This window comes from Streptomyces sp. NPDC048514 (assembly GCF_043199955.1).
Classification (GTDB): Bacteria; Actinomycetota; Actinomycetes; order Streptomycetales; family Streptomycetaceae; genus Streptomyces.
Window position 1 is genome coordinate 432,479 of sequence record NZ_JBICWT010000007.1, and the last position, 26,908, is coordinate 459,386.

The following is a 26,908-nucleotide window of genomic DNA, read 5'->3' on the forward strand; positions in this document are numbered from 1 at the left end:
CAGTCGTGAGCGAGCACGCCGAGTGGAGTGAGGCGGAGCCGTCCGCCCCGTCCGCCCCGTCGGCACCGGCCGCCGTCACCCCCGCCGACGCCGCCGACGCGGCGCGGCTCGTCGCCTTCGGGCTGCAGCCCAAACTGCAGCCCGCCCGCGACCAGGAGTACGCCGAACTGCTGCGCCGCCACCGCGAGGACCCGGCGTTCGCACGGCTCGCGGACGCCGTCGCCGCCGGCCTGGGACTCGTCGTGCTGGAGGTCTCCCCGCGCGCGGGGATGGCCGTCACCGCCGCCGAGGACTCGGTCTTCGCCGTCCGCATGGGCGACTACGCGCGTCGTACCGCCGCCGACTCCGGCGACCGCTTCCTGCACGGCCTGGCCCATCTAGCCGCCGCCGCACTGGCGTTCCCGCGCCCGGAGGACCTGGCCGACGACACCTACATCGGCCGCGTCACGGTCAACGGCGTCGACGCCTTCGTACGGCAGGCCTGCCGCCGGCTGGAGGAGCGAGCCGAGGAACAGGGCGACAACACCGACCCGGCGACCGACGCGCCCGATCTGGAGGCCGCCTGGCGGATCTGGGCCAGGCGCAGCGCCACCGGCGCCACCAAGGACGCCCGCCGCCCGGCCGCCTCCACCACCGGCATCGTGGCCAAGGCCCTGGCCTTCCTCACCGACTCGGGCTTCCTGCAGCGCACCGGGGAGGACCACGGCGGCACCTACCGCACCACGGCCCGCTATCAGCTCCAGGTCCGCGACATGGCCGGCAGCGCAGCCATGGCCGAGCTGCTCGAGCTGGGCGTCGTCCCGGTCACGGACGGCACGGCCAGCCTGCTGCCCGCCGAGGACACCGAGGATCTGGACCTCGTGGCCGACGCCGGGCTGCCCTTCCACGCGCCTTCGCACCCCTGACCCCCCCGAACCGCCAGAAAACTGACGAGAGTCCGCCATGTACGAGCTGTCCCGGGTCCGCCTCTACTCCATCGGGCCCGCCGGTGCGCGCTACGCCGACACCGTGCTTGACCTGCGAGGCGTGGGCGCCCACGTGCCCGACCCGGCGCCCACGCAGGCGGAGTTCTTCGAGGAGGAGCCCGCCGGGCCGCCGCGCCGGCCCGCGCCCGCCGGTGTGCTGTTCCTGGAGAACGGCGGCGGCAAGTCCGTCCTGCTCAAGCTGATCTTCTCGGTGATGCTGCCCGGCCACCGCAACACCCTGGGCGGCGCCAGTTCCGGCGTGCTGCGCAAGTTCCTGCTCGCCGACGACTGCGGGCACGTGGCGCTGGAATGGCAGCACGTGCTGACCGGCGAGTGCGTCGTCGTCGGCAAGGCCAGCGAATGGCGCGGACGGCAGGTCTCCAGCGACCCGCGCAAGTTCGCCGAGGCCTGGTACTCCTTCCGGCCCGGCCCCGGGCTCAGCCTGGACAACCTGCCCGTGGCCGAGTCCACCGCCGTACGGCCGCCCGCCGAGGGTGCCTCCGGCGCCCAGGGCCGCCGCCGCACCATGAAGGGCTTCCGCGACGCCCTCACCGAGGCCGGCAAGGCCTACCCGCACCTGGAGGTGCACTGGGAGGAGATCCACGACCGCTGGATCGAGCACCTCGGCGACCTCGGCCTCGACCCCGAACTCTTCCGCTACCAGCGGGAGATGAACGCGGACGAGGGTGAAGCGGCCGGTCTCTTCGCGGTCAAGAAGGACTCCGACTTCACCGATCTGCTGCTGCGCGCCGTCACCGACACCCGCGACACCGACGGCCTCGCCGACCTCGTCAGCGGCTTCGGCAGCAAACTCGGCCGGCGCGCCGAACTGATCGCCGAACGGGACTTCACCGCTGGCTCCGCCGACCTGCTCGGACGGATCGTCGAGGCAGCCGAGACCCGTTCACGCGCGCGTGACGTCCACGCGGGCGCCGAGCGCCGCACCCGCACGCTGGCCCGCCGGCTGTCCGCGCGTGCCGTGCGGGAACGGGTCCGGGCCACCGAACTCGCCCAGCGGGTCACGGCCGCCGCCTACGCCGTCACACACTCCGAGGGCGCGCGCGAGCGCAGCGCCCTGATCGCCGCCGAACTCGCCTACCGGCACGCCTCCCTGGCGCTCGCCGCCGCCGAGAAGTCCGCCGCCGCGCAGAAACGCGAGCTGGCCGACGCCCGCACCCTGCACGCCGCCTGGCAGGCGGCCGAGGCCGTGCTGCGCCACCGTGCCGCCGCCGACCGGGTCGCGCGCGTGTCCGCCGCGATCCAGGAGGCCGAACGGGACGCGGCCCCCGCGCTCGCCGCCCGCGCCAAGGCAGCCGTGGACCTCGTGCGCGCCCTGCACGCGGCCGCCCAGGGCGCCGAGAACCTCGCCAACGAGGAGGAGGAGCGCTCCACCGCGCTGCAGGACGTCAGCGACACAGCGCACCGGGACTCCACCGCCGCCGCCACCGAGGCCCAGCGGGCCCGCAGCGAGGCCGGGCATCTGCGCCAGCGGCTCGCCGAGGTCGAGCGGGAGACCGCCGAGGCCGTCCGCGCCGGCTGGCTCGACGACAGCTCCCCGGACGCCGACCCGGCGCGTGCCGCGCTCGCCGCCAGCGACGCGGAGAAGACGGCCGTCGCCGCATGGGACGCGGCCCGCGAAGCCGCCCGCAGGACCACCGAGCACGCGCGCGAGGCGGCCTCCGCCGAGTCCCGCGCCGAGCTGACCGCGGCCCGCGCGGCCGACGCGGCCACCGCGGCCCGGCGCGCCCACGAGGCAGAGCGCCGCCTGGCCGAGTCGCTGGCCACAGAGGAGCGGCTCGCCGAGCTGCTGAGCCTGCCGGGCGCGGTGGCAACGGCACGCGCCGGTGTCCCCGGGCCCCGGATGGGAGCCGACGACCGGCCCGCCGGCCGGACCGCCGCCGGCACCGAAGGAGAGGACACGGCCCGCCCGCGCACCGAAACGGACGCGGACGGCCGTACCGGCACCACGCCCCGGACCGGCGGCACCGAGCCGCCCGGCACCGCCGGCCATCCGGCCGAAGGCCCGCTCACCGTCGAGGAACTCGACCGCTTCGCCGACGAGTTGCGCGAACTGCTCGACGACGCCGTGTCCGCCGCCGAACGGCACCTCTTCGAGCTGCGTACGGCCGCCGCCGACGACTCCCGCATCCTCGGCGCCCTCGGTGACGGCGGACTGCTGCCGCCCGGACCAGACGTGCTGGCCACCGTCGAGTACCTCGGCGAGCACGGCATCCCCGCGCTGCCCGGCTGGCGATACCTCGCGCAGGCCGTCGACCCGGCCGACCACACGCGCGTGCTCGCCGCCCGCCCCGAACTGGTCGACGGGGTGATCATCACCGACCCGGAGACGCACACCCGCGCCCGCGAGGCGCTCGGGGACGCGGCCCTGCTGCCCCGCTCCGCCGTGGCCGTCGGCACCGCCGCCGCCCTGCTGGCCCCGACCCCCGCCGACGGCGCCACCCCCGGCGACGTGTTCCTCGTGCCGCCGAACCCGGCCATGCACGACGAACACGCCGCCGACGAGGAACGGCAGGCCCTGCGCGCGCGGGCCACCGAGCGCGACGACGAGATCCGCGGCCTCGCCGCCCGGCTCGGCAAGGACCGCGAACTGGCCGCCCGGCTCGCCTCCTGGCGCACCGGCTGCCCCGCCGGACGCCTCGACGAGCTGACCCGGGCCGCCGAACAGGCCCGGACCTTCGCCGAGGAGGCCGAGGCCGAACTCGCCGAGGCACGCACCGCCCGTGCGGAGGCCGACGAGTCCGCCGCCGAGGCCGCACAGGTCCGCGACGAGCGGCAGGAGGCCGCGCAGCGGGCCCGCCGCGCCGCCGACGCCCTGGCCGGCCTCGCCTTCCGGCTGCGTGAGCGCGCCGGCTGGCAGGTCAACCTGCGCGAACTCGCCGACGAGGCGGCCGAGTCCGAGGCCCGCGCCCGCACGTGCGTGGAGCGGGCCCGCGCCGCCGACGAGGACCGCCGAGCCGCCCAGCGCGCCGCCGACGACGCCCGCCGCACCGCGCGCGCCCTGCGTGCCGAGCGCTCCGAGATCGCCGGCGCGCCCGACGACGTACCGGTCGACGAGGCGGATGCCCGGTCGGCCTCCCTGCCGGCACTCCGCGAGGCCTACCGCTCCGCCTCCCAGCTGTACGAAAAGGTCGGTGTCGGCGCCGACCTGCGCGCCGAGCAGGCACGCGCGGAGAGCGACGAGAGCGCCGCCCGGGCCGATCTGGACCGGCTCAGCAACAAGGTCCGCACCCGCGCCGAGCAGCTTCTCCAGGCGCCCGACGGCTCCGACGGACCCTCCCGGCAGGCGGCGGCCGCGCGTGCCGAGGAACTGGTGCAGCTCCTGGAGACGCGCATGTCGACCGCGAGCGAGCAGCTCGGCCGGCTGCGCGGCGAGACCGAACGCCACGCGCCCGAGGACGGTGAGGCACACACCGGGCTGCCCGGGGAACTGCTCCCGCGCGACGCCGAGCACGCCCAGGCGCTGCTGCGGACGGCGACGGCCGAACTCGCCACCCGGACCGAGGCATTGGCCGAGGCACGCGAGGCGCACGCGGAGCTGCTGGCGGCCCACCGCGCCGCCGAGGACGCGGCCGGCGGCTTCGACGAGATCGCCGCGATGCTCCGCGACCTGCTGCGCGACCACCCGCCCGAGGACGAGCAGGAGGAGCAGGAGCCGTACCCCGGCAGTCCGGAGGAGGCCCGGCAATCCGCCGCCGAGGCCCGCCGCTCACTGCGGGGCTGTGCCGCCGACCTGTCCGCCGCCGAGGCGGCCGTCCGCGAGGCGAGCGACATCCTCGTCCGGCACGCCAACTCCAATCGCTTCGAGCAGGTCCGCACCCCGGCCCGGCAGCAGATCCGCGAACTGCCCGCCGCCGCCCTGCCCGAGCACGCCCAGCAGTGGGCGGACGCCTTCGCACCCCGGCTGCGCGTGCTGACCGACGAGCTGGCCCAGCTGGAACGCAACCGGGACTCGATCGTGGACCGGCTGCGCGGTCTGGTGGAGTCGGCCCTGGCGACGCTGCGGTCCGCACAGCGGCTCTCCCGGCTGCCGGAGGGACTCGGGGAGTGGTCCGGACAGGAGTTCCTGCGCATCCGCTTCGAGGAGCCCGACCACGCCACGCTCACCGAACGCCTCGGCGAGGTCATCGACGAGGCGACCCGCGCGGCCGTCAAGAAGAACTCCGACCTGCGCAGGGACGGCATGTCGCTGCTGCTGCGGGGCGTCGGGGCGGCACTTCGGCCCAAGGGCGTCGCCGTCGAGATCCTCAAGCCCGACGCGGTGCTGCGCGCCGAACGCGTCCCCGTCGGCCAGATGGGCGATGTGTTCTCGGGCGGCCAGCTGCTCACCGCCGCCATCGCCCTGTACTGCACGATGGCCGCGCTCCGGTCGAACGACCGGGGCCGGGACAAGCACCGGCACGCGGGCACGCTGTTCCTGGACAACCCGATCGGCCGCGCGAACGCCACGTACCTGCTGGAGCTCCAGCGCGCGGTGTCCGATGCGCTGGGCGTGCAGCTGCTGTACACCACGGGTCTGTTCGACACGACCGCACTGGCCGAGTTCCCGCTGGTCATCCGACTGCGCAACGACGCGGACCTCAGGGCCGGCCTGAAGTACATCAGCGTGGAGGAACACCTCCGGCCCGGCCTGCCCCAGCCACCCCGGCCGGGGGAGACGGGGCACAGCGAGATCACGGCAACGAGGATGTACAGGAAGCCGGCACCGACAGCCCCCTGAGGACCACGGGGACGCCGGGAGATCGCAGGCCCACCCGCGCCCCGTCAGGGGCGCGGGGAGCTGCGCGACCGGCCACGGCCGGCCCGCAGCCGCCCCACGGCCTCGGACGCCGAGCCGGCGGCCGCCGGACCGACGCCGAGCCACCGGGCGCGGGTCGCAACCACGTCACCGGGCGTCGGCCTTCAGAAGATCGGCGCACCTCTCACCGATCATCATCGTCGTGATGCACGGGTTGACCGCGATCAGGTCCGGCATCACCGAACCGTCGGCGACCCGCAGCCCCTCGATCCCCTTGACCCGCAGTCGCGCGTCGAGCGGGGCCGAGGGGTCGTCGTCCGCGCCCATCTTCACCGTGCAGGACGGGTGGTAGACGGTGTTGTGCGTCTTGTGGATGTAGTCGAGCAGCTCGTCGTCGGTCCGCACGTCCGGTCCGGGGGCCAGTTCCGCCCCCGCCCAGCCGCTCAGCGCGGGCTGTGCGGCGATGTGGCGCGCGAGCCTCAGCCCGAACGTCATCACCCGCACATCGTGCTCGTGCGTGAAGTACCGCGGGTCCACCCTCGGCTTGTCCCGGTAGTCCCGGGTGCGCAGCCGCACCGTCCCGCGCGACTTCGCCTTCGTCACGTTGGGCGTCAGGCAGAACGCGTTCGCCGAGGTGGGGTAGCCCCAGCGTGCCGTGTTCAGGTCGAAGGGCACCGAGCCGTAGTGGTACATCAGGTCGGGCCGGTCGAGGCCCGGCTCGGTGTCGTAGAAGATCCCCGCCTCCCACCACTGGCTCGACGTGCTGGTCATCGGCCGCCGCGCCTCCCACATGATCACGCCTTCGGGATGGTCCTGGAGGTTCTCGCCGACGCCCGCCGAGTCGACGACCACCTCGACGCCGACCTCCCGCAGACGCTCCGCCGGCCCGATGCCCGACAGCATCAGCAGCTTCGGGGAGTCGATCGAGCCGCACGAGACGATCACCTCGCGCCGGGCCCGTACCGTGCGCGTGTGCACGAGGTCGGGATCCAGGTACTCCGCGCCCACGCACCGCCGCCCGCGCAGCACCAGCTTCTTGGCCCGCACCCCCGTCCGGACGTCCAGGTTCGGCCGTCTGCCCAGCACCGGGTGCAGATAGGCCACCGAGGAGGACTGGCGGATGTTGTTCTCGTCGGAGTTGATCTGGAACCAGTTGGCCCCGCGCACCACCGTCTTCCCGGTGTTGAACCCGACCGTGGGTATGCCGGCCTGCGCGCACGCCGCCAGCAGGGCCGCCCCGCACGGGTCACCGCCCTTGAGCGTGCGCAGCCGCACCGGGCCGGTGCGGCCGTGGTGGTCGCCGGGCGCGTCGTTGTTCTCCAGCCGCCGGTAGAGCGGGAACAGGTCGGCCGCGCTCCAGCCCGTGCAGCCCTGCGCCGCCCAGTCGTCCAGGTCCTCCGCGGGCGCCCAGAAGGCGATACAGGAGTTGTGCGACGAACAGCCGCCCAGCACCTTCGCGCGCGCGTGCCGCAGGAAACCGTTGCCGGCGGCCTGCGGCTCGACCGGATAGTCCCAGTCGTAGCCGGACTCCAGCAGGCCCATCCAGCGGTCCAGCCTGAGCACGGCGTCGTCGCCGACGTCGCTCGGGCCCGCCTCCAGGACGCACACCGTCACCGAGGGGTCCTCGGAGAGCCGTGCCGCCACCACGTTGCCCGCGGTTCCGCCGCCGACCACCACGTAGTCGAACTCGTCGATACTCATCAGCCGTGACCTCCTTGCCGATCGGGCACAGTGCGGATCAGTCGGCCGCCGGAGCGGAGCGGGGAGTGGCCGGGCCGGTGGACGCCGGGTCGAGACGGTGCTCGGCGAGGACGCCGGTGCGATGGCGCTGGACGAACCAGTAGTAGGCGAAGCCGCCGCCCGCGATGACCGCGACGAACAGCACGGCACCCCAGCGCAGGTACCAGTGGTAGGGAGCGGCCGCGTTGTACACCGCGGCCCGGGGCCAGATCAGGTTGATCGTCATGGCCGCGCCCCACACCACGGCGACGGCGTTGACGGGCAGCCCCCAGCGGCCCAGCGAGAACCTGCCCCCGCCCGCCGGCTGCCACTTCCCGCGCAGCCGGGCCACCAGCATCGGCGCGGTGACGCCGAGGTAGGCGAGGTAGATCATGATGATGCCGATGCTGGTGACGACCGTGAAGATCTGCGGCTGGCGGATGTTGACCACGAGGATCGCCAGCGCCAGCACACCGATGATCACGGCCGGCAGTACCGGGGTCCGGAAACGGGGGCTGACCCGGGCCAGCAGCGAGGAGGCGGGCAGGTTGTTGTCCCGGGCCATCGCGAAGGCCAGCCGGATCGCCGCCGTGTGCACGGCCAGCGCGCACACCGTCACCGCGATCAGCACGCACCAGAGCATCGCCTTGCCGGCCGTCGGCCCGAGTACGTCGAGTACGGCGTACTGCAGCCCGTCCGTGGACAGCTTGTCGCCCTTCAGGCTGGAGACGCTCATCAGCGCCAGCAGCAGCACCAGGCCGCCCAGGACGAAGGAGGCGACGATCGCGCGGATGATCGCGCGCGGCGCGTTCCGGGACGGGTCCAGCGACTCCTCGCCGAGCGAAGCGGCCGTGTCGAAGCCGTACATGACGTACGCCGATGCCAGCGAGGCCACCAGGAACGCGCCGAGATAACCGGTGGAGTAGCCCGCGCCGGTGTGGTTCGTCTGCATGACGACCTGAGGGCCACGGGTGATGTGGACGGCGAACAGGATGATCAATACAACGGTCGCGATCAACTCGATGAACACGCCGGCGGTGTTGATCGTGGCCATCAGCTTGACGCCGAACGCGTTGACCAACGTGGTGAACAGGATCAGCACGGCGGCCAGGATCACCGCGTTCGTCGCCACGTCGTACCTTCCGCTGCCGTCGCCGACGAACTGGAACTCCGCGGAGATCTGCGGCAGTGTCAGCTGATAGGCCAGCGCCACCGCCGATATGGACACGATCGACGCGATCAGCATCATCCACCCGGCGAGCCAGCCGAGATGCGGATTGCCGACCTTCTTCGACCAGTTGTAGACGGAGCCCGCCACCGGATGGCGGGCGGCCAGCTCGGCGAAGCACAGCGCCACCGTGAACTGGCCGGCGAACACCATCGGCCACGACCACCAGTACGCGGCGCCGCCGCTGCCGTAACCGAAGTAGAACAGCTGGAAGGTGCCGGTCAGGATGGAGATGTAGCTGATGCCGGCGGCGAAGGTGTGGAAACCGCCGAGCGTGCGCTTGAGTTCGGGCTTGTAGCCGAACTCGGCGAGTTCGGCGTCGTCGTGGTGGTGCCGGTCCGGTGCTGGTCCGGTGGTCGTCATGAGCGGACTCCTCGTGGGCCAGACGACGTCGGGGTTCCTCCCGCCGAGTTCGGCAGCAGATCGCCGCGCTCTCGCGCGGATGTGTGCGGCCAGGGGCCGGTGTCGAAGGCGCGCCGGGCCGCCAGGACGGCTTCCACGGTGTCCTTGCCGCCGGCCTCGTCCACGATCCCGACCAGGGATCCGTCGGCGGGACAGCGGATCTCCCGGGTGCGCTCGTCCAGGGCGCCCCGCCAGGTGCCGTCGATGAAGAGATCAGGCACGGGTCTCACCCAGCCGGGTCAGCAGCCACTCGTGGAAGATCCCTATGTGGTGCTCGTTCGGGACGAGGACCCCGCCCTCGCGGTACGCGCGCGAGGACATCCCCGGCTGGGTCCGCTCGCACGCCTCGAAGTCCTGGACGTTGACGCGGTGGAACAGCTCCACGGACTTCGACACGTCCGCGCCGGACGCCACCACCTGCGGCGCGTACAGCCAGTCGCACTCCACGACCGTGCGGTCCTCGGCCAGCGGGAACATGCGGTGCAGGATCACGTGGTCCGGGACGAGGTTGACGAACACGGTCGGCCTGATCGTGATGGCGTAGTAGCGGCGGTCCTGGTCCGCGCCCACCTCGGGCAGCCTGCCGAAGCCCGCGCTGCCGTCCACCGTGAAGCCCTCGATCCCCTCGCCGAACCGTGCGCCGTGGCCCACGTAGTACTGGGCGGCGTACCCGTCCGCGAACTCCGGCAGCACCTCGGTGAGTTCCGGATGGATCGTCGCGCAGTGGTAGCACTCCATGAAATTCTCGACGATCAGCTTCCAGTTGGCTCGCACGTCGTAGCTGATCCGCTTGCCGAGGGCCAGTCCCGCGGTGCCGTAGTGCTCGATCGCGGCCGCGTCGCCCAGCCGCTCCACGGCCGCGTGCACCACCGTGTCCTCGAAGGAGGGCGGTTCGTCGGCGAGACACACCCATGCGTAGCCCAGCCATTCGCGCAGGGCCACCTTGATCAACCCGTACTCGACTCGATCCACGTCCGGCATCTTGATCAAGTTGGGTGCGGCGATCAACCTGCCGTCCAGGTCGTACGTCCACGCGTGGTACGGGCACTGCAGACTGCGCCGCACCTGACCGGACTCCTCCGTGCACAGCCTGGCCCCCCGGTGCCGGCACACGTTGACGAAGGCGCGCAGGTCTCCGGTGCGGGTACGGACGACGACCACGCTCTCCCGGCCCACCCGGACCGTACGGAAAGAGCCCGGCCCGGCCAGGTCGGCGCTGCGGACCGCGCAGAACCACAGGGACTCGAACAGCCGCTCCTGCTCCCGCCGGAAGACGTCGGCGTCGGTGTAGTAGTGACCGGGAAGCGTAGCGATGAGGCTCGGAGAGACCGGGGTCGTCACGGGCGTGCTCCTCGGGCGGGCGCGGCGGCGAGGCGGGCGGGGTCGAACAGGCCGATCGGATGCGCGGTGGAGCCGGTCAGGGCGAGGTCGGCCAGAATCTCGCCGACGACGGGCACGAACTTGAAGCCGTGCCCGGAGAATCCGCAGGCCACGGTCACCGACTCCGGATGGGCCGGATGCCGGGCGATCACGAAGTGCTCGTCCGGGGTGTTGGAGTACATGCAGGTGGCGGCCTTGAGGAAGGTGCCCGGCAGATCCGGGATGCAGCGGGACACGTGGCCGGCCATGGCCTGGATCTCGTCCTCGTGCACGGTCCGGTCGATGGTCTCCGGCGTGGTGACCCGGCCCTTGCGGAAGAAGGCGACCTTGGCGCCCAGCTCGGGGCCGTCGATCGCCGGGAAGCCGTACACCTGGACGCCGGCCGCGTCCTCCCAGATGTAGACGGGATGGTGCCGGGGGACGAACCGCCCGGTGCCGCCCTTCGGCTGGAACCAGTACATGACCTGCCGCTCGACGGTGAACGGCACGCCGAGATCGGTGAGCAGCTGCGGTGCCCATGCGCCCGGGCAGATCACCAACCGGGCGGCCGTGTAGGTGTTCCCGGCCGTATGGACGCGCACCCCGTCCCGGTACGGCTCCCAGCGCAGCATCGGTTCCTCGAAGTGCAGCTCGGCGCCCTGCCGGGAGGCCAGCTGCAGGTGCGCGGCGACGGTGTTCTCCGGCCGGAGCAGGCCCGCCTTCCTCTCGTACAGCGCCACGTCGTCGTCGTCCGGGGCCAGCGTCGGGAAGCGACGGCGGATCTCCCTCGCGTCGAGCATCTCGTGCGGCAGATCCCACTGCCGGGCGGAGAGCAGGGAGCCCGCGACGGTCCGCGAGTCCGGTCGTCCGACCATCACACCGCCACTGAGGACCGCGATCTCCCGGCCGGTGGCCCGCGCCAGGTCCTCGTACAGTTCGTAGGCGCGCAGCAGCAGCGGAACGTACGCCGGGTCCTCGAAGTAGGACTGCCGGGTGATCCGGGAACCGCCGTGGCTGGAGCCGCGGTCGTGCACCGGGCCGAACTTCTCCAGGCCGAGGACGCGGGCGCCGCGCGCCGACAGGTGGTGGGCGGCGGCACCGCCCATGCCGCCCAGGCCGATGACGATGACGTCGTAGGACGGTGACACGGGCGCCTCCTAGCGGCGGATGCGGGTCATCTCCGGGTCGAACAGCGGCTCGTCGGCGACCGTGGCCGCGACCTTCTCACCGAAGTACTCGATGTGGACGCCCGTACCGGTGGCGAGGCCGGCAGGCAGCCAGGCGTAGGCGACACAGCGGCCGAGCGTGTAACCGTACGACGCGCTGGTCACATAGCCCGCCGGGGCTCCGCCGACGAGGACGGGCTCCTTGCCGAGGACCACGGACGCGGGGTCGTCCAGCAGCAGCGGGGTGAGCCGGCGAGTGGGCGCGGGCCGGTCCCGCAGCGCCTCCTGGCCGGTGAAGCCCTCCTTGTCCATGCGGACCGCGAAGCCGACGCCGGCCTCGAAGGGGGTGTGCTCGTCGGTCATGTCGGTGCCCCAGGCCCGGTAACCCTTCTCCAGGCGCAGCGAGTTGAACGCGGAGCGGCCCGCGGCGAGCACGCCCAGGTCCTGCCCGGCCTCCCACAGCGTGTCCCAGAGCCGAAGGCCGAGATCGGCACTGGTGTACAGCTCCCAGCCCAGCTCGCCGACGTAACTCAGCCGCATCGCCGTCACCGGAACATGCGCGAGCCAGGTCCGCTTCGCACGGAAGTACCCGAAGCCCTCATGGCTGAAGTCGTCCCCGGTGAGCGGCTGGACGAGAGCGCGGGCCAGCGGGCCCCAGACGCCGACGCAGCAGGTGCCGGACGTGATGTCCCGCACCTGGACGTCGGCCGGCGCGTGGCGCAGCAGCCGGTCCAGATCTGCGGGGGAGTTGGCACCCACCTGGAAGCGGTCGGCGGCCAGCCGGGCGACGGTGAGGTCGGAACGGATCCCCCCGGCCTCGTCCAGGAGCAGGGTGTAGGTGACCGCACCCGGCTTCTTTCGCAGGTTGTTGCTGGTCATCCGGTCGAGGAAGGCGAGGGCGCCGGGGCCGGTGACCTCCAGGCGGCGCAGCGGGGTCATGTCGTACAGCGCGACCCTCTCCCGGGTCGCCCTGGCCTCCGCCGCGGCGATCGGCGACCAGTAGCGCGCGGACCAGGCATCACGCTCGGGCAGCTCACCGAGGGCGTCCACGAGCGGGGCGTTGGCCTCGTACCAGTGCGGGCGCTCCCAGCCCGAGCCCTCCAGGAAGAAGGCCCCGAGCTGCTGCTGGCGGACGTAGAAGGGGCTGACACGAAGGGGCCGCGGCCGCTCCATGGGCTGGAGCGGGTGGAGAACGTCGTACACCTCGGCGAACTGCTGTGAGCCGCGTTCACGCACGTACGACGGTGAACGCTGCGCCTCCTCGAAACGCGTGAGGTCACACTCGTGCACGTCGATGGACGGCCGCCCGTCGACCATCCACTCGGCCACCGCCTTCGCCACACCCGCGGAATGGGTCACCCAGACCGCCTCGGCCAGCCAGAAGCCGCGCAACTGCCGGGTCTCCCCGAGAACCGGCAGACCGTCCGGGGTGAAGGAGAAGACCCCGTTGAACCCGCTCTCGATCTCGGTCTCCCGCAGGGCGGGCAGCAGCCACCGGCAGTCCTCCCAGCTCGGTGCCCAGTCCTCGACGGTGAACGGGTACGAGGACGGCATCTCCATGTCCCGGGCGCGCGCCTCGTCGTAGGGCGGGACGGCGAACGGGTCCACCGGCAGCGGCCGGTGCGCGTACGAGCCGATGCCGATGCGATCGGTGTGCTCACGGAAGTACAGATCCCGGTCCTGGAAGCGGAGGATCGGCTTCGACGCCTCGGCCGTGGCACCGCCCAGCTCACGCAGCGGCCCGGTCCGCACGTACTGGTGCGCGAGGGGCTGTAGGGGTACGTCGACTCCGGCCATGCGCCCGATGACGGGCCCCCAGAAGCCGGCGGCGGACACGACGTGGTCCGCCGGGAAGGTACCCCGGTCGGTGACGACCGCGGTGACCCGGCCGCCCGCCCGCTCGATCCCCGTGACCGTGTGCCGGTCCAGGAAGCGGGCACCGCGCCCGGTGGCCCGGTCCAGCTGGGCACGGGCCGCGAGCAGCGCCCGGGCCAGACCGTCGTCGGGGGTGTGGAAGCCGCCGAGGACGACCGACTCGTCCAGCAGGGGCCACAGTTCCTTGCAGCGGGCGGCGCTCACGACCTCGCCGCGGATGCCCCAGGCGGCGGCGTGACCGGCTCGGCGGTGCAGCTCGGCCAGGCGTTCGGGGGTGGTCGCCAGTTCCAGGCCGCCGACCTGGTCGAAGCAGCGGACGCCGGCCACCCGGAGGGAAAGGAACTTCTCGATCGTGTACGCGGCGAACTGCGCCAGTGCCCGGGAGGGGCTGGTCCGGAAGACGAGCCCGGGCGCGTGCGAGGTGGAGCCGCCGGGGGCGGGCAGGGGGCCCTGCTCCAGGACGGTGACGTCGCTCCAGCCGCGAGCGGTCAGCTCGTCGGCGAGGGAGCAGCCGACGATGCCGGCGCCGATGACGACGACACGAGGTCCGCGAGGGCGGTGCTCGGCGGGGCGGCGGTCCTGGGCCGGCGGTGTTCGGGGCCGGCTTTCGAGGGTGGCGGGGCGGTGACCGTCGGCGGCGGGGTGCGGGGCCTCGGGTGTGTGGCGGTGAGCGTCGGCCGGGCGGTGTCGGTCTTCGGGTGCGGGGCGGTGACCGTCGGCGGTGGGGTGCGGGGCCTCGGGTGTGTGGCCGTGGGCTTCGGACGTGCTGGACATGCCCCTCCTCGTGGTGGCGGGGATGGCGGATGCGGCGGAGCCGTTCAGGATGCGAGGGAGCCGTTCAGGCGGTGGAGAGGTTCGGCCACTCGGCGGCGATCCTGCTGTCCTGGCGGTGGGCGGTGTGGTCGACGCAGTCCTGGCCGTGGCCGTGGCCGTGGTCATGGTCGTGGCCGGGGTGCTCGACGGCCGGCCGGCCGAAGTACGAGGGGCCGGTGCCACCCGGACCCCCTGCACTCACAGGACCACCACCGAGCGCAGCACCTCACCGCGGTGCATCTTGCCGAACGCCTCCTCCACCTGATCCAGGGCGATCGTCTCGGAGACGAACGCGTTGAGGTCGAGGAGTCCGTAGAGGTACTGGTCGATCAGGAACGGGAAGTCCCGGCTCGGCAGACAGTCCCCGTACCAGGATGACTTGATGGCGCCACCGCGCGAGAAGACGTCGATCAACGGGAGTTCGACCTTCGCCTCGGGCGAGGGCACGCCGACCTGGACCAGCAGACCCGCGTGGTCGCGCATGTAGAAGGCCTGCTCGAACGTCTCCGGCCGGCCGACCGCGTCGATCGCGATGTCCACGCCGTGGCCCTCGGTGAGTTCCCGGACCGCCTCGACCGGGTCGGTGCCACGGGAGTTGACCGTGTGGGTGGCGCCGAACCTCTCCGCACGGTCGAGCTTCCTGTCGTCGATGTCCACGGCGATCACCTTCATGGCGCCGTTCAGGCAGGCGCCCGCGATGGCCGCGTCGCCGACGCCGCCGCAGCCGATGACGGCGACCGAGTCGCCGCGGCCGACGTTGCCCGTGTTGACCGCCGCGCCGTAGCCGGCCATCACCCCGCAGCCGATGAGACCGGCCGCCTCGGGACGCGCCGCCGGATCGACCTTCACCGCCTGGCCGGCCGCGACCAGCGTCTTCTCTGCGAAGGCACCGATGCCGAGGGCGTTGCCGAGCGGGGTTCCGTCCGGCAGGGTCATGGGCTGCGCGGCGTTGCGGGACTCGAAGCAGTACCAGGGCCGGCCACGGCGGCAGGAGCGGCAGCCGCCGCACGGCGCCCGCCACGCGAGCACCACATAGTCGCCAGGCCGCAGGTCGGTGACACCGGGGCCGACCGCATCGATGGTGCCGGCCGCCTCATGGCCCAGCAGGAACGGGAAGTCGTCCGTGATCGCGCCTTCCCGGTAGTGGAGATCCGTGTGGCACACCCCGCAGGCCTGCACGCCGACGAGCACCTCACCGGGCCCCGGGTCGGGGACGACGATCGTCCGCACCTCGACGGGAGCGCCCTTCTTCACGGCGACTACGGCACGGACCTCGTGTGGCACGACAAGCTCCTCTGCTGTTGCGCATTGCACGATGGGTTGCGTGGTGGGGAACATCTTGAGAAGGCGGTCACGAGGCCGTCAAGAGGTGCGCGTTAACCCTTGGCAAAAGGAACCTGCGGGGCGAAACAAGTCGGACACACGACGGCGCGGACGGCTCAAACGGCGTGGCGCGACGCGGGAGACGCGCCGGCCCGCGCCCCGGGTGGTAGGTCCAGCCGCGGGTGATGCGCCTGGCCGTGGGTGGTGGGTCTGGCCGGGGTGGGTTGCGCAGTTGTGGGTGGTGGGTCTTGCCACGGGTGGTGCGCCTGGGGCGGCGTGCACTTGGAAGGGCTCTGCTCATCGGCTCACCCATCGGGCCGGTCCGCTCGCTCGCTGTCAGAAGCCGTATCCCATGCGGCGGGACAACTCGGCGCTCGCCGCCACGGTCCGTTTCGCGACCTCTGGCAGCCGGTCGGAATTCAACCGGTAGACCGGACCCGAGACGCTGATCGCGGCGATCACCTTCCCGTCGTGCGCGCGCACCGGAGCCGCCACGCCGGCGAGCCCCAGCTCCAGCTCCTCGATCGTGATGCCGTAGCCCTGTTCCACCACGGCCTCCAGTTCGGTCCGCAGCATCGTCGCGCCGGTGATCGTACGGTCCGTGAACCGCGGCAACGATCGTGCCAGCAGCCCCTCACGCAGGGTGGGCGGCATGTGCGCGAGCAGCACCTTGCCGCTGGAGGTGGCGTGCAGCGGGGTGCGTCTGCCCAGCCAGTTCTGCGCGGTGACGGAAGCGGTGCCACGGGCCTGCATGATGTTGACCGCAGCGTCCTCGTCGAGCACGGCGATGTTCACCGTCTCGCCGAGTTCGTCGGCGACCTCCCGGCAGACCGGGACGCCCTCCTGGGAGATGTCCAGCCGTACCGCCGCCGCCCCCGCCAGGCGCAGAACGCCGGCTCCCAGGTAGTACTTGCCGCGATCCTTCGCCTGGGCCACCAGGCCGCGGTTCTCCAGCACGCCGAGCAGCCGGAACGCCGTGGACTTGTGCACGTCCAGCTCCTCGGCGATCTCGGTCACGCCCGCTTCGCCGTGCCGGGCGAGGATCTCCAGCACGCTCACGGCACGATCCACCGACTGCACCGCACTGGCCGCTCCGCGGCCGTTCCGTCTCTCCGCGGGTCTCGCGTTCTCCAGGGTCTGCTCGCTGCGGTCAGGCTGCTTCTGCGTGCGGGTCATGGCTCAACTCTCACCACCTGGGGGCCCGGTTCGGGCCGCATCTGCGGGAAGCCCTTGACGCGATGGTCGTCCCGCCCGGATTCTGTTGCGCATGGCGCTGGCTTGTGCGCCATGTGAAACACCATGTTACCCAGGCGTCCGGATCCCGTAAGGGTGCCGGATCAGTGGGACCGGATGGATCAACCGGACGGACCGCACCAGCCGGACCAGCCGGGACGGGTCGCGATCAGCCGGACGGGCGGGATGAGCCGGACGGGCGGATGAGCCGGACCGGTGACCGACAGCGGCCCGCCAGTCCCGTACGTATCGCTGCACCGCGGCGGACCGACAAGGACCGGACAGCCGCAACATCCCAGATGCCTGCACCAGACGTCCGCACCTGACGCCTGCACCAGACGCCCGAACCCGACGTCTGCACCTGACACCTGCACCAGACGTCTTCACCTGACGCCTGTGTCGAGCAGGTCCCGGACCGAGTGTCCCGGACCGAGAGGGGGGACCCATGATTCCCGTCTGCCGCCTCGAAGACCTCCCCGAGGGAGAGTCCCTCCGCGTCGAGACCACGCCACCGATCGCCGTGTTCCGCACCGAGCGGGGCGAGCTGTACGCCGTCGACGACACCTGCACCCACCAGGACGCGTCCCTCTCCGAGGGCTGGCTGGAGGGCTGCCTCGTCGAATGCCCGCTGCACGCCGCGTCCTTCGACCTGCGCACCGGCGAGCCGACCTGCCTTCCGGCCCGCCGCCCCGTCCGCACCCATCGCGTCACCGTCGAGGACGGCATCGTCCACGTCCACCTCACGGCGAAGGAGGGTACGGCCGCATGAGGACAGCCGAGGGCCGGCCCGGCCGGCCTGCTCGGACACACCCGTCTTCCCTCCTCACCCCCGGTCCGGCCGGTACGGCCCCCACCGCCTCACGCCGTCCGAGCCGTACGCCGAGGAGCCGTGCCACGAGGAGCCGTACCTCGGGAATCCGTGCCCCGGGGAGCCGCGCCGTTTGAGGACCGTGACCGTCGTCGGCGCCTCCCTCCGGTGCCCGTCTCACCAACGGCCGCCCAGGCTCGTTCCGTCCCGTTGCGCCGCTCCGGATCAGGACTGCGACGGACGCCCTGGATCAGGACTGCGACGGACGCCCGGGATCAGCAGGAAGGGACCCCTCTGGATCAGGAGTGCGACAACTGTCCGGTGCCGCCCCGCCGGCGTATCCGCTCCTGTTCGCGCAGGGCCGCCCGCTCCTGGCGCCGGCGGGCGCGCCGCTCCCGCCGAAGCGTCCGGGCCGTGCTGCTCGGCGCGGAGACCACGCCGTAGCGCTGGCTCCACACCTGTCGGGTCACCCACACGTCCACCACGGCCCAGGTGGCCACCACCGTGCTCGCCACACTGCTGATCACCATGGGGAACGCGAGCCACGACCCCGCCATCGTGCACAGGAACGCCACCATCGCCTGTATGAGCGTCACCGCCATGACGATGACCGCGCGCACCGCCGCCGCACGCACCGGGTCAGGCATCGGGTGGCGTCGTGCGGGCTCCTCCACCCACAAAGGCCGGACCGTCCGCGGCTGTTCACCCCCGGTCGGCTGCCCGGCGTGTCCGGGTGCCGGAGACCCCCTGTCCGGCGCCGCGGGGTCCTGCCGCGCCGCCGCGCGCCACGCCACGCTCTCCTCGGGCGCCTCGCGCCGCTCAGCCGTGCCCCTCACCGTGTGCCTCCCCACCGCCGGCAGACCCTTCGCCCCGGTGCCCGAAAACACCGACTCCCCAGTGGCTGCCCGGCTTGCGCTCAATTACGCCGCCGGGATGCGGGATGCGGCTCCTGTGGCCCAATCCGCCCCCATTTCCCGAAGGCTAGGACGAACGAGAACGCGCGAAGATTCCCGATCGGCGAAAAAATCCGGCCAACCGCCCCCGAGACGGCCGGTTCCGACCCCGGCGCGCCCCCACGGATCACGGTGGCAATCTCCCCCAATGCCCGGACAACTCGGCATGTCTCGCCGCCACCAAGGGAGTTCGCCCTCCGGACACGCCTTCGAGTTAAGTGTGCGGCGGTAGTAGGCTCGCGCCGTTTGTTGACGTACATGTGCACCCCCGACCGGCGGGGGTCCAGCTGGGGGAGGCCATGCGCTTTCGCGGGAAGTCGATCCGCCGGAAGATCGTGGCGCTGCTTCTCGTGCCGCTGGTGTCGCTGGCCGCCGTCTGGGGCTTCGCCACGGTACTCACGGGGCGCGAAGTCACCCAGCTGTTCCGGGTGTCCGACGTCGTGCAGGACATCGGCCATCCCGCCGGCGACACCGTCCGCGTCCTGCAGCAGGAGCGCCGCCAGACCCTCGTCTACCTCGCCGACCCGCGGGCCGCCGACGCCCTCTCCGCGCTGCACCGTACCCGCGGCGCCACCGACCGGGCGATCGGCAAGCTCCGGAGGAACGCCAGAGACCACGACGTCCGCGACGGCATGGACGCCGGCGACGCCGAACGCCTCACCGCCGTCCTGGACGCCTTCGACGGCATCGGCTCCCTGCGGCACAGCGTCGAGGAGGGCACGGTCACCCGCGCCCAGGCCTACGACCTCTACAACCGCCTCGTCGATCCCTGCTACGTGCTGCTCGCCGCCCTCGACGGCATCGACGACATCGAGATGGACAAGCAGGCCCGCGCCCTGGTCACCATCGCCCGCGCCCGCGAACTGCTCGCCCGCGAGGACGCCCTCCTCGGCTCCTCTCTCGTCGTCGGCCGTCTCACCCGCGACGAGACCCGTGACATCGCCGACCTCGCCGCCCAGCGCACCGTTCTCTACGAGATCAGCCTGCCGCTGCTGCCCGACGCGGAACGCGAACGCTACGAACGCTTCTGGAAGAACGCCACCACCGCTCCGCTGCGGGTGGCCGAACGGTCCGTCATCGGAGCGGACTCCGGCACCCCGCGCGGGGTCACCGCCAGGAGCTGGGACTCCGCCGCGGCCGGAGTCCTCGACCGACTCGGCACCCTCGACGACCACGCGAGCGACCGATTCCAGGACCGCATGCGTCCGGTGGCCATGGGCGTCATCGTGCAAGCAGCCGTCGTGGGCCTCCTCGGCCTCGTCGCCCTCCTGTTCTCCCTCTTCCTCTCCGTCCGGGTGGGCCGTGCCCTCGTGCGCGACCTGAGGCAGCTGCGCCTCGAGGCGCACGAGGCGTCCGGCGTCCGGCTGCCCGGCGTGATGCGCAGGCTGTCGGCCGGCGAGCAGGTCGACGTCGAGACCGAAGTGCCGCGTCTGGAGTACGACAAGAACGAGATCGGCGAGGTGGGCCAGGCCCTCAACACCCTCCAGCGCGCCGCCGTCGAGGCCGCCGTCAAGCAGGCCGAGCTGCGGGCCGGCGTCTCCGAGGTCTTCGTCAACCTCGCCCGCCGCAGCCAGGTGCTGCTGCACAAGCAGCTCACACTCCTCGACACCATGGAACGCCGGACCGAGGACACCGACGAACTCGCCGATCTCTTCCGCCTGGACCACCTCACCACCCGCATGCGCCGCCACGCCGAGGGCCTGGTGATCCTGTCCGGTGCCGCCCCGTCCCGGCAGTGGCGCCGCCCGGTCCAGCTGATGGACGTGGTCCGCGCGTCCGTCGCCGAGGTCGAGGACTACGAACGCATCGAGGTACGGCGCCTGCCGCGGATCGCCGTCACCGGCCCCGCCGTCGCCGACCTCACCCACCTCGTGGCAGAGCTCCTGGAGAACGCCACCGTCTTCTCACCTCCGCACACCGCCGTCCAGGTCCTCGGCGAACGGGTCGCCAACGGGTTCACCCTGGAGATCCACGACCGAGGTCTCGGCATGACGGCCGAGGCACTCCTGGACGCCAACCTGCGCCTCGCGGAAACCCCCGAGTTCGAACTCTCCGACACCGACCGGCTCGGCCTGTTCGTGGTCAGCCGACTGGCCCAGCGCCAGAACGTCCGCGTCTCCCTGCAGCCGTCGCCCTACGGCGGCACCACCGCCGTCGTCTTCGTCCCCGACACCCTGCTGACCGACGACGTACCGGACACCAACGGCATCGGCTTCCGTCTCGACAGGGACCGTCCCGCGAAGGACCCCGCGCCGGCCTCGGGCCGCGCCCCCGGACGCTCGCCGGCGCCGCTGCAGCTGCCCGGCCTGCCGACCTCTCTGCTGGACGGCCCGGTCGAACTGGAACCGCCGGTCGATCTGCACGCCCTCGACGACTTCCCCGGCGTCCTCGCGGACGAGGACAGCGAGCGCGGCGGACTGTTCCGCCCCCGCCGCTCCCGTCCCGGTGACGACGACCCCACGGCGGCCCTGCCGGGCGACCACCCCGCACGTGCGGAGACCGGCGCCCGCGGCCCCGTGCCGCTGCCCCGGCGGCAGACGCCGAAGCTCGTCAGCTCGCACGGCAAGCCCGTCACCGACCAGCGCTCCCGGCGCGCGGAGCCCGACCAGCAGCCCTCCGGCGGCCCGCGCCGCGCCGACGCGGGCGGACTGGCACCACTGCCCGCCCGCCGCCGCGGGGCGGCTCCCCAGCGCCCTGTCGAAGCCATCGAACGCGTGGCCGGACCCGAGATCGCTCCGGCCGACGGGACCGGGGCGACCTCCGCACCTCCGGCACTGCCCAGGCGAACCCGGCCCCAGGCGCTTCGCTCCGGCAGTCCGGACGAGACGCCGCCGTCCAGCGGTGAGGCGCCCGGGTCCGGAGCCGGCCGCACCGCGCCGGCCGGCGAGCCCGGCACGGAACCGGGCACCGGACCGCTGCCCCGGCGTATCCGCCAGGCCAGCCTGGCGCCCCAGCTCAAGCAGGACACGCAACGGCGATCCGAGCGCCCGGCCCAGCCCGCCGACCGTGATGCCGAGGAGGTCCGCAGCCGGATGGCCTCGCTCCAGCGCGGCTGGCAGCGCGGCCGCGAGGAGAACGACACGGGCGACGGGGACCGGAACGGCACCGCACAAGGAACCACTAAGGGGGACGGTCGATGACCGCACCGAAGGCGACCGACCGCACAGCGACGAACAAGGGGGAGCTGAACTGGCTCCTGGACGACCTGGTCGACCGGGTCGCCAGCATCCGCAAGGCCGTCGTCCTGTCCGGCGACGGGCTGCCCACAGGCGTGTCCAAGGACCTCACCAGGGAGGACAGCGAGCACCTCGCCGCCGTCGCCTCCGGCTTCCACAGCCTCGCCAAGGGCGTCGGCCGGCACTTCGAGGCCGGCAGCGTGCGGCAGACGGTGGTGGAGCTCGACGACGCCTTCCTGTTCGTCACCGCCGCCGGCGACGGCAGCTGCCTCGCCGTCCTGTCCGACGCCGACTCCGACGTCGGGCAGGTCGCCTACGAGATGACGCTCCTGGTCAAGCGGGTCGGCGTGCATCTGGCCGCCGCCCCGCGCACCGATCTCACCGCAGGCGGGTAGTGGGATGGCATGAGCGGAGACGGTCAGGGAAGAAAACACTGGTTCGACGACGAGGCCGGGCCGGTCGTCCGTCCGTACGCCATGACGCGCGGCCGCACCACGAGTGTGACCCAGCACCGCCTCGACCTCATCGCGGTCGTCGTCACGGAGCCCGGCGCGGGCGACCCGGAGGCGGACGCGACGCTGTCCCCCGAGCACGTGGAGATCGTCGGGCTCTGCCGCGACACGCCGCAGTCGGTCGCCGAACTCGCCGCGGAACTCGACCTGCCGATCGGCGTGGTCCGCGTCCTCATCGGGGACCTCGTGCACGCGGAATTCGTCCATGTCACGCGTCCGGTACCGCCGGCCGAACTGCCGGACGAGAGTATTCTGCGCGACGTGATCAACGGCCTCCGGGCGCTGTGACCGGCGCGGAAGCGGAGTACTGACGTGGCAGGCTGGCAGTTCTGGGTCGACCGAGGCGGCACCTTCACCGACATCGTCGCGCGTCGCCCGGACGGCCGGCTGCTCACCCGCAAACTGCTCTCCGACAACCCGGCCCTCTCCGGCTCCCGGCCCCGATCGAGTAACGGGGGCCCCGTCGCCGACGCCGCGGTCGCCGGGGTGCTCGACCTCCTCGGCGGCTCCGAGGAGCCCGTCGAAGCCGTGCGCATGGGCACCACGGTCGCCACCAACGCCCTGCTGGAACGCAAGGGCGAACGCACCCTCCTCGTCACCACCCGCGGCTTCGGCGACGCCCTGCGCATCGCCTACCAGAACCGCCCCCGCATCTTCGCCCGCCGCATCGAACTGCCCGAGACGCTCCACGAACGGGTCGTCGAGGTGGACGAGCGGATCGCCGCCGACGGCACCGTGCTGCGTGCCCCTGACCTGGGCACCCTCGCGGGCCAGCTCCGCCGGGCCCATGAGGACGGGATCCGCGCGGTCGCCGTCGTCTGCCTGCACAGCCACCTGTACCCCGCCCACGAGCGGGCGATCGGTGACCTCGCCGCCCGCACCGGCTTCTCGCAGATCTCGCTGTCCAGCGAGGTCAGCCCGCTGATGAAACTCGTCCCGCGCGGGGACACGGCCGTCGTCGACGCCTACCTCTCGCCCGTACTGCGCCGCTACGTCCGGCACGTCGCCGACGAACTCCACGGCGTACGGCTGATGTTCATGCAGTCCAACGGCGGGCTGGCGGAGGCCGGGCAGTTCCGCGGCAAGGACGCCGTCCTCTCCGGTCCGGCCGGCGGCATCGTCGGCATGGCGCGCATGTCGCAGCGCGCCGGCTTCGACCGCGTCATCGGCTTCGACATGGGCGGCACCTCCACCGACGTCTCCCACTTCGCCGGCGGCTACGAGCGCGTCTTCACCACACAGATCGCCGGCGTCCGACTGCGCGCCCCCATGCTCGACATCCACACCGTCGCCGCCGGCGGCGGCTCCGTCCTGCACTTCGACGGCTCCCGCTACCGAGTCGGCCCCGACTCCGCCGGAGCCGCCCCGGGCCCGGCCTGCTACCGCGCCGGCGGCCCGCTCACCGTCACCGACGCCAACGTGATGCTCGGCCGCATCCAGCCCGACCACTTCCCGGCCGTGTTCGGGCCCGGCGGCGACCAGCCACTGGACAGCGCCCTGGTCCGCGACCGCTTCGCCACTCTCGCGCACGAGATCCACGAGCGGACCGGCGACGACCGCACCCCGGAGCAGGTGGCCGAGGGCTATCTGCAGATCGCCGTCGCCAACATCGCCAACGCCGTGAAGCGGATCTCCGTCCAGAAGGGCCACGACGTCACCCGATACGCCCTGACCACCTTCGGCGGAGCCGGCGGCCAGCACGCCTGCCGGGTGGCCGACTCGCTCGGCATCCGCACCGTCCTCGTGCCCCCCATGGCCGGCGTCCTCTCCGCGCTCGGCATCGGTCTCGCCGACACCACCGCCATGCGCGAACAGTCCGTCGAGGCACCCCTGGAGACCGCGGCCATGCCGGGTGTCCGCACCGTCGCCGACGATCTTGAGACGGCCGCCCGCACCGAACTCCTCGACGAGGACGTCCCGGAGAAGCACATCCAGGTCACCCGCCGCGCCCAACTGCGCTACGACGGCACCGACACCACCCTCACCGTCGAACTCACCGAGCCCGGCGCCATGCGGCAGGCCTTCGAAGAACGTCATCGCGCCACGTACTCCTTCACCCTCGACCGCCCGATCGTCGTCGAGGCCCTCTCCGTCGAAGCCACCGGCATCACCGAACCCCCCGATCTTTCGGCCCTCACCCCGTACGAGGGCCGGCCCGGCACGCCCGGTACCGTCCGCCTCCACACCGGCGGCGCCTGGCGCGACGCACCCCTCCATCGCCGCGAGGGCCTTCCCCCCGGCGAGACCGTCACCGGCCCCGCGATCATCACGGAGGCCGGCACGACGACCGTCGTCGACGACGGCTGGCGGGCCGCGGCGACCGACGACGGGCATCTGCTCATGGAACGCACGGCGATCACGGAGAGTTCCGATCTCGGCACACAAGCCGACCCGGTCCTGCTCGAGGTCTTCAACAACCTCTTCATGTCCGTCGCCGAGCAGATGGGGGCCCGCCTGGAGTCCACGGCCCAGTCCGTCAACATCAAAGAACGCCTGGATTTCTCCTGCGCCCTGTTCGACCCGGACGGAAACCTGGTGGCCAACGCGCCCCACATCCCCGTCCACCTGGGCTCCATGGGCACCAGCGTCAAAGAGGTCATCCGGCGCCGCGCCACCGCCATGCGGCCGGGCGACACCTATGCCGTCAACGACCCGTACCATGGCGGCACCCACCTGCCCGACGTCACCGTGATCACCCCCGTCTTCGACACCGTGCGAACCGACCCGGCGGCGGACACGGACAGTGAGCCCACGATCCTCTTCCACGTCGCCTCGCGCGGCCACCACGCGGAGATCGGCGGCATCGCCCCCGGATCCATGCCGGCCCACAGCCGCACCATCGAGGAGGAGGGCGTCCTCTTCGACAACTGGCTCCTCGCGGAGAACGGCCGTTTCCGCGAGGAGCAGACCCGCCGCCTGCTCAGCGAGGCGACCCACCCCTCCCGCAACGTGGCGACCAACCTCGCCGACCTGCGCGCGCAGATCGCGGCCAACCAGAAGGGCGTGGACGAGGTCCGCCGCATGATCGACGAGTACGGCCTCGACGTCGTCCAGGCCTACATGCGGCACGTCCAGGACAATGCCGAGGAGGCGGTGCGCCGCGTCGTCGAAGCCCTGGACGACGGCGAGTACGCCTACGAGACCGACTCGGGCGCCGTCATCCGCGTCCGCGTGCGCGTCGACCGCGCCGGGCGCCGGGCGACCATCGACTTCACCGGCACCTCCGCCCAGCTCGCCACCAACTTCAACGCCCCCTTCGCCGTCGTCAACGCGGCCGTCCTGTACGTCTTCCGCACCCTGGTCGCCGACGACATCCCGCTCAACGACGGCTGCCTGCGGCCCTTGACCATCGTCGTGCCGCCCGGCTCGATGCTCGCCCCCGAGCCGCCCGCCGCCGTGGTCGCGGGCAACGTCGAGACCTCGCAGGCCATCACCGGCGCCCTGTACGGCGCGCTCGGCGTCCAGGCCGAGGGCTCCGGCACCATGAACAACGTCACCTTCGGCAACGAACGCCACCAGTACTACGAAACCGTCGCCTCCGGATCGGGAGCGGGCGACGGCTTCCCCGGCGCCGACGTCGTCCAGACCCACATGACCAACTCCCGGCTCACCGACCCCGAGGTCCTCGAGTGGCGGCTGCCGGTCCGGCTCGAGGAGTTCACCGTCCGCCGGGGGAGCGGCGGCGCCGGTCGGTGGCGCGGCGGTGACGGTGCCGTGCGCCGCATCCGGTTCCTGGAGGACATGACCGTCTCCACGCTCTCCCAGCACCGCCGCGTGCCCCCCTACGGCATGGCGGGCGGTCAGCCGGGAGCGCTCGGCGCCAACCGCGTGGAGCGGACCGACGGCACGGTCACCGACCTCGGCGGCAGCGGCTCGGCAGACGTCGGCCCCGACGATGTGCTCGTCATCGAAACCCCTGGTGGCGGCGGCTACGGCCGACCGTCACCCGACCACCATCAAGCAGGAGAAGAGATCGATGATCTTCGGGCGTTCTGAGCGCGGCAAGCCTCCGGTCGAGCCCGTCACGCTCAAGATCCTCGTGGCCGGCGGCTTCGGGGTGGGCAAGACGACCCTCGTCGGCGCGGTCAGCGAGATCAGGCCGCTGCGCACCGAGGAACTGCTCACCGAGGCCGGGCGCCCGGTGGACGACACCAGCGGGGTGGAGGGCAAGCACACCACCACCGTGGCCATGGACTTCGGCCGTATCACCCTGCGCGAGGACCTGGTGCTGTACCTCTTCGGCACACCTGGGCAGGAACGGTTCTGGTTCATGTGGGACGAGTTGTCCGAGGGCGCGCTGGGCGCCGTCGTCCTGGCCGACACCCGCCGCCTGGAGGACTGCTTCGCCGCCGTCGACTACTTCGAGCGGCGGTCCATACCCTTCATCGTCGGCGTCAACTGCTTCGAGGGGGCGTCCCGTTATCCGGCCGACGCGGTGCGCGGGGCCCTCGACCTGGACGCCGACGTGCCCGTCCTGCTGTGCGACGCGCGCGACCGGGAGTCGGTCAAGGAAGTGCTCATCGGCGTCGTCCAGCACGCCATGGAGTACACGACCGAGAACCGTCACGCCGTCAGCGGCTGACACAGGGGCACGGCCCGTACCTCCGCCGACCGGGGTAC

Annotated in this window: 17 protein-coding genes and 1 pseudogene; 8 read left to right on the plus strand and 10 right to left on the minus strand. The window is 72.5% G+C overall.

The annotated features are described in order from the left end of the window. Positions 1–5 precede the first annotated feature (5 nt). Both ACGFT2_RS18495 and ACGFT2_RS18500 read left to right on the plus strand, forming a co-directional pair. Entirely contained in the window at positions 6–905 is a 900-nt protein-coding gene (locus ACGFT2_RS18495; protein ID WP_393279141.1) for a hypothetical protein, read from the plus strand. Between the two features lie 37 nt (positions 906–942). After that, positions 943–5,703, plus strand: coding sequence for a hypothetical protein (locus ACGFT2_RS18500; protein WP_393279142.1), 4,761 nt, complete (start codon positions 943–945; stop codon positions 5,701–5,703). 165 nt (positions 5,704–5,868) lie between these two features. Here ACGFT2_RS18500 and ACGFT2_RS18505 read toward each other — a convergent pair whose 3' ends face one another. From ACGFT2_RS18505 to ACGFT2_RS18545, 9 genes and pseudogenes are all read right to left on the minus strand, one after another. Beyond that, a complete protein-coding gene (locus tag ACGFT2_RS18505) occupies positions 5,869–7,422 on the minus strand; it encodes a GMC family oxidoreductase (RefSeq protein ID WP_393279144.1) in 1,554 nt (517 codons plus the stop codon). 37 nt (positions 7,423–7,459) lie between these two features. Then, the gene (locus ACGFT2_RS18510; protein WP_393279146.1) at positions 7,460–9,031 is read right to left on the minus strand and encodes an APC family permease; all 1,572 of its coding nucleotides are present in this window, start codon (positions 9,029–9,031) and stop codon (positions 7,460–7,462) included. Between the two features lie 53 nt (positions 9,032–9,084). Next, positions 9,085–9,291 (minus strand): annotated as a pseudogene (locus tag ACGFT2_RS18515) (aldehyde dehydrogenase family protein); the annotation flags it as partial. Then, positions 9,284–10,411 (minus strand): aromatic ring-hydroxylating dioxygenase subunit alpha, encoded by a 1,128-nt coding sequence (locus ACGFT2_RS18520; protein ID WP_393279148.1) that lies wholly within the window; start codon positions 10,409–10,411, stop codon positions 9,284–9,286. The pseudogene ACGFT2_RS18515 and the gene ACGFT2_RS18520, both read right to left, overlap by 8 nt. Next, a complete protein-coding gene (gene solA / locus ACGFT2_RS18525; protein ID WP_393279150.1) occupies positions 10,408–11,577 on the minus strand; it encodes an N-methyl-L-tryptophan oxidase in 1,170 nt (389 codons plus the stop codon). Before solA ends, ACGFT2_RS18520 begins: the two co-directional genes overlap by 4 nt. A 9-nt stretch (positions 11,578–11,586) precedes the next feature. After that, positions 11,587–14,244, minus strand: coding sequence for an FAD-dependent oxidoreductase (locus ACGFT2_RS18530; RefSeq protein WP_393279152.1), 2,658 nt, complete (start codon positions 14,242–14,244; stop codon positions 11,587–11,589). 64 nt (positions 14,245–14,308) lie between these two features. Then, positions 14,309–14,485 (minus strand): hypothetical protein, encoded by a 177-nt coding sequence (locus ACGFT2_RS18535; RefSeq protein ID WP_393279154.1) that lies wholly within the window; start codon positions 14,483–14,485, stop codon positions 14,309–14,311. Next, positions 14,482–15,567 carry an S-(hydroxymethyl)mycothiol dehydrogenase gene (locus ACGFT2_RS18540; protein WP_393279156.1) on the minus strand — a complete coding sequence of 362 codons (1,086 nt, stop codon included), beginning with the start codon at positions 15,565–15,567 and terminating at the stop codon, positions 14,482–14,484. The genes ACGFT2_RS18535 and ACGFT2_RS18540 overlap by 4 nt, the downstream gene beginning before the upstream one ends. A gap of 375 nt (positions 15,568–15,942) precedes the next feature. Further along, positions 15,943–16,782, minus strand: coding sequence for an IclR family transcriptional regulator (locus ACGFT2_RS18545; protein ID WP_393279158.1), 840 nt, complete (start codon positions 16,780–16,782; stop codon positions 15,943–15,945). A 502-nt stretch (positions 16,783–17,284) separates the two neighbouring features. Between ACGFT2_RS18545 and ACGFT2_RS18550 the strand changes: the two genes are divergently transcribed. After that, a complete protein-coding gene (locus ACGFT2_RS18550; protein ID WP_393279160.1) occupies positions 17,285–17,608 on the plus strand; it encodes a bifunctional 3-phenylpropionate/cinnamic acid dioxygenase ferredoxin subunit in 324 nt (107 codons plus the stop codon). Positions 17,609–17,946: 338 nt separating this feature from the next. On the opposite strand, the gene ACGFT2_RS18555 is transcribed toward ACGFT2_RS18550, so the two are convergent. Beyond that, positions 17,947–18,498: a hypothetical protein gene (locus ACGFT2_RS18555; RefSeq protein WP_393279162.1), complete on the minus strand. Its 552-nt coding sequence runs from the start codon at positions 18,496–18,498 to the stop codon at positions 17,947–17,949. Between the two features lie 401 nt (positions 18,499–18,899). On the opposite strand from ACGFT2_RS18555, the gene ACGFT2_RS18560 reads away from it, so the two are divergent. Genes ACGFT2_RS18560 through ACGFT2_RS18580 form a run of 5 tightly spaced genes read left to right on the plus strand, consistent with a single transcriptional unit; the run spans position 18,900 to position 26,870 of the window. Further along, positions 18,900–21,740: a nitrate- and nitrite sensing domain-containing protein gene (locus ACGFT2_RS18560; protein ID WP_393279164.1), complete on the plus strand. Its 2,841-nt coding sequence runs from the start codon at positions 18,900–18,902 to the stop codon at positions 21,738–21,740. Beyond that, a complete protein-coding gene (locus tag ACGFT2_RS18565) occupies positions 21,737–22,171 on the plus strand; it encodes a roadblock/LC7 domain-containing protein (RefSeq protein ID WP_393279166.1) in 435 nt (144 codons plus the stop codon). The genes ACGFT2_RS18560 and ACGFT2_RS18565 overlap by 4 nt, the downstream gene beginning before the upstream one ends. A 9-nt stretch (positions 22,172–22,180) precedes the next feature. After that, a complete protein-coding gene (locus ACGFT2_RS18570; protein ID WP_393279168.1) occupies positions 22,181–22,576 on the plus strand; it encodes a DUF742 domain-containing protein in 396 nt (131 codons plus the stop codon). 24 nt (positions 22,577–22,600) lie between these two features. After that, the gene (locus tag ACGFT2_RS18575; RefSeq protein ID WP_393279170.1) at positions 22,601–26,284 is read left to right on the plus strand and encodes a hydantoinase B/oxoprolinase family protein; all 3,684 of its coding nucleotides are present in this window, start codon (positions 22,601–22,603) and stop codon (positions 26,282–26,284) included. Next, entirely contained in the window at positions 26,265–26,870 is a 606-nt protein-coding gene (locus tag ACGFT2_RS18580) for an ATP/GTP-binding protein (protein ID WP_393279172.1), read from the plus strand. Before ACGFT2_RS18575 ends, ACGFT2_RS18580 begins: the two co-directional genes overlap by 20 nt. Positions 26,871–26,908 lie beyond the last annotated feature (38 nt).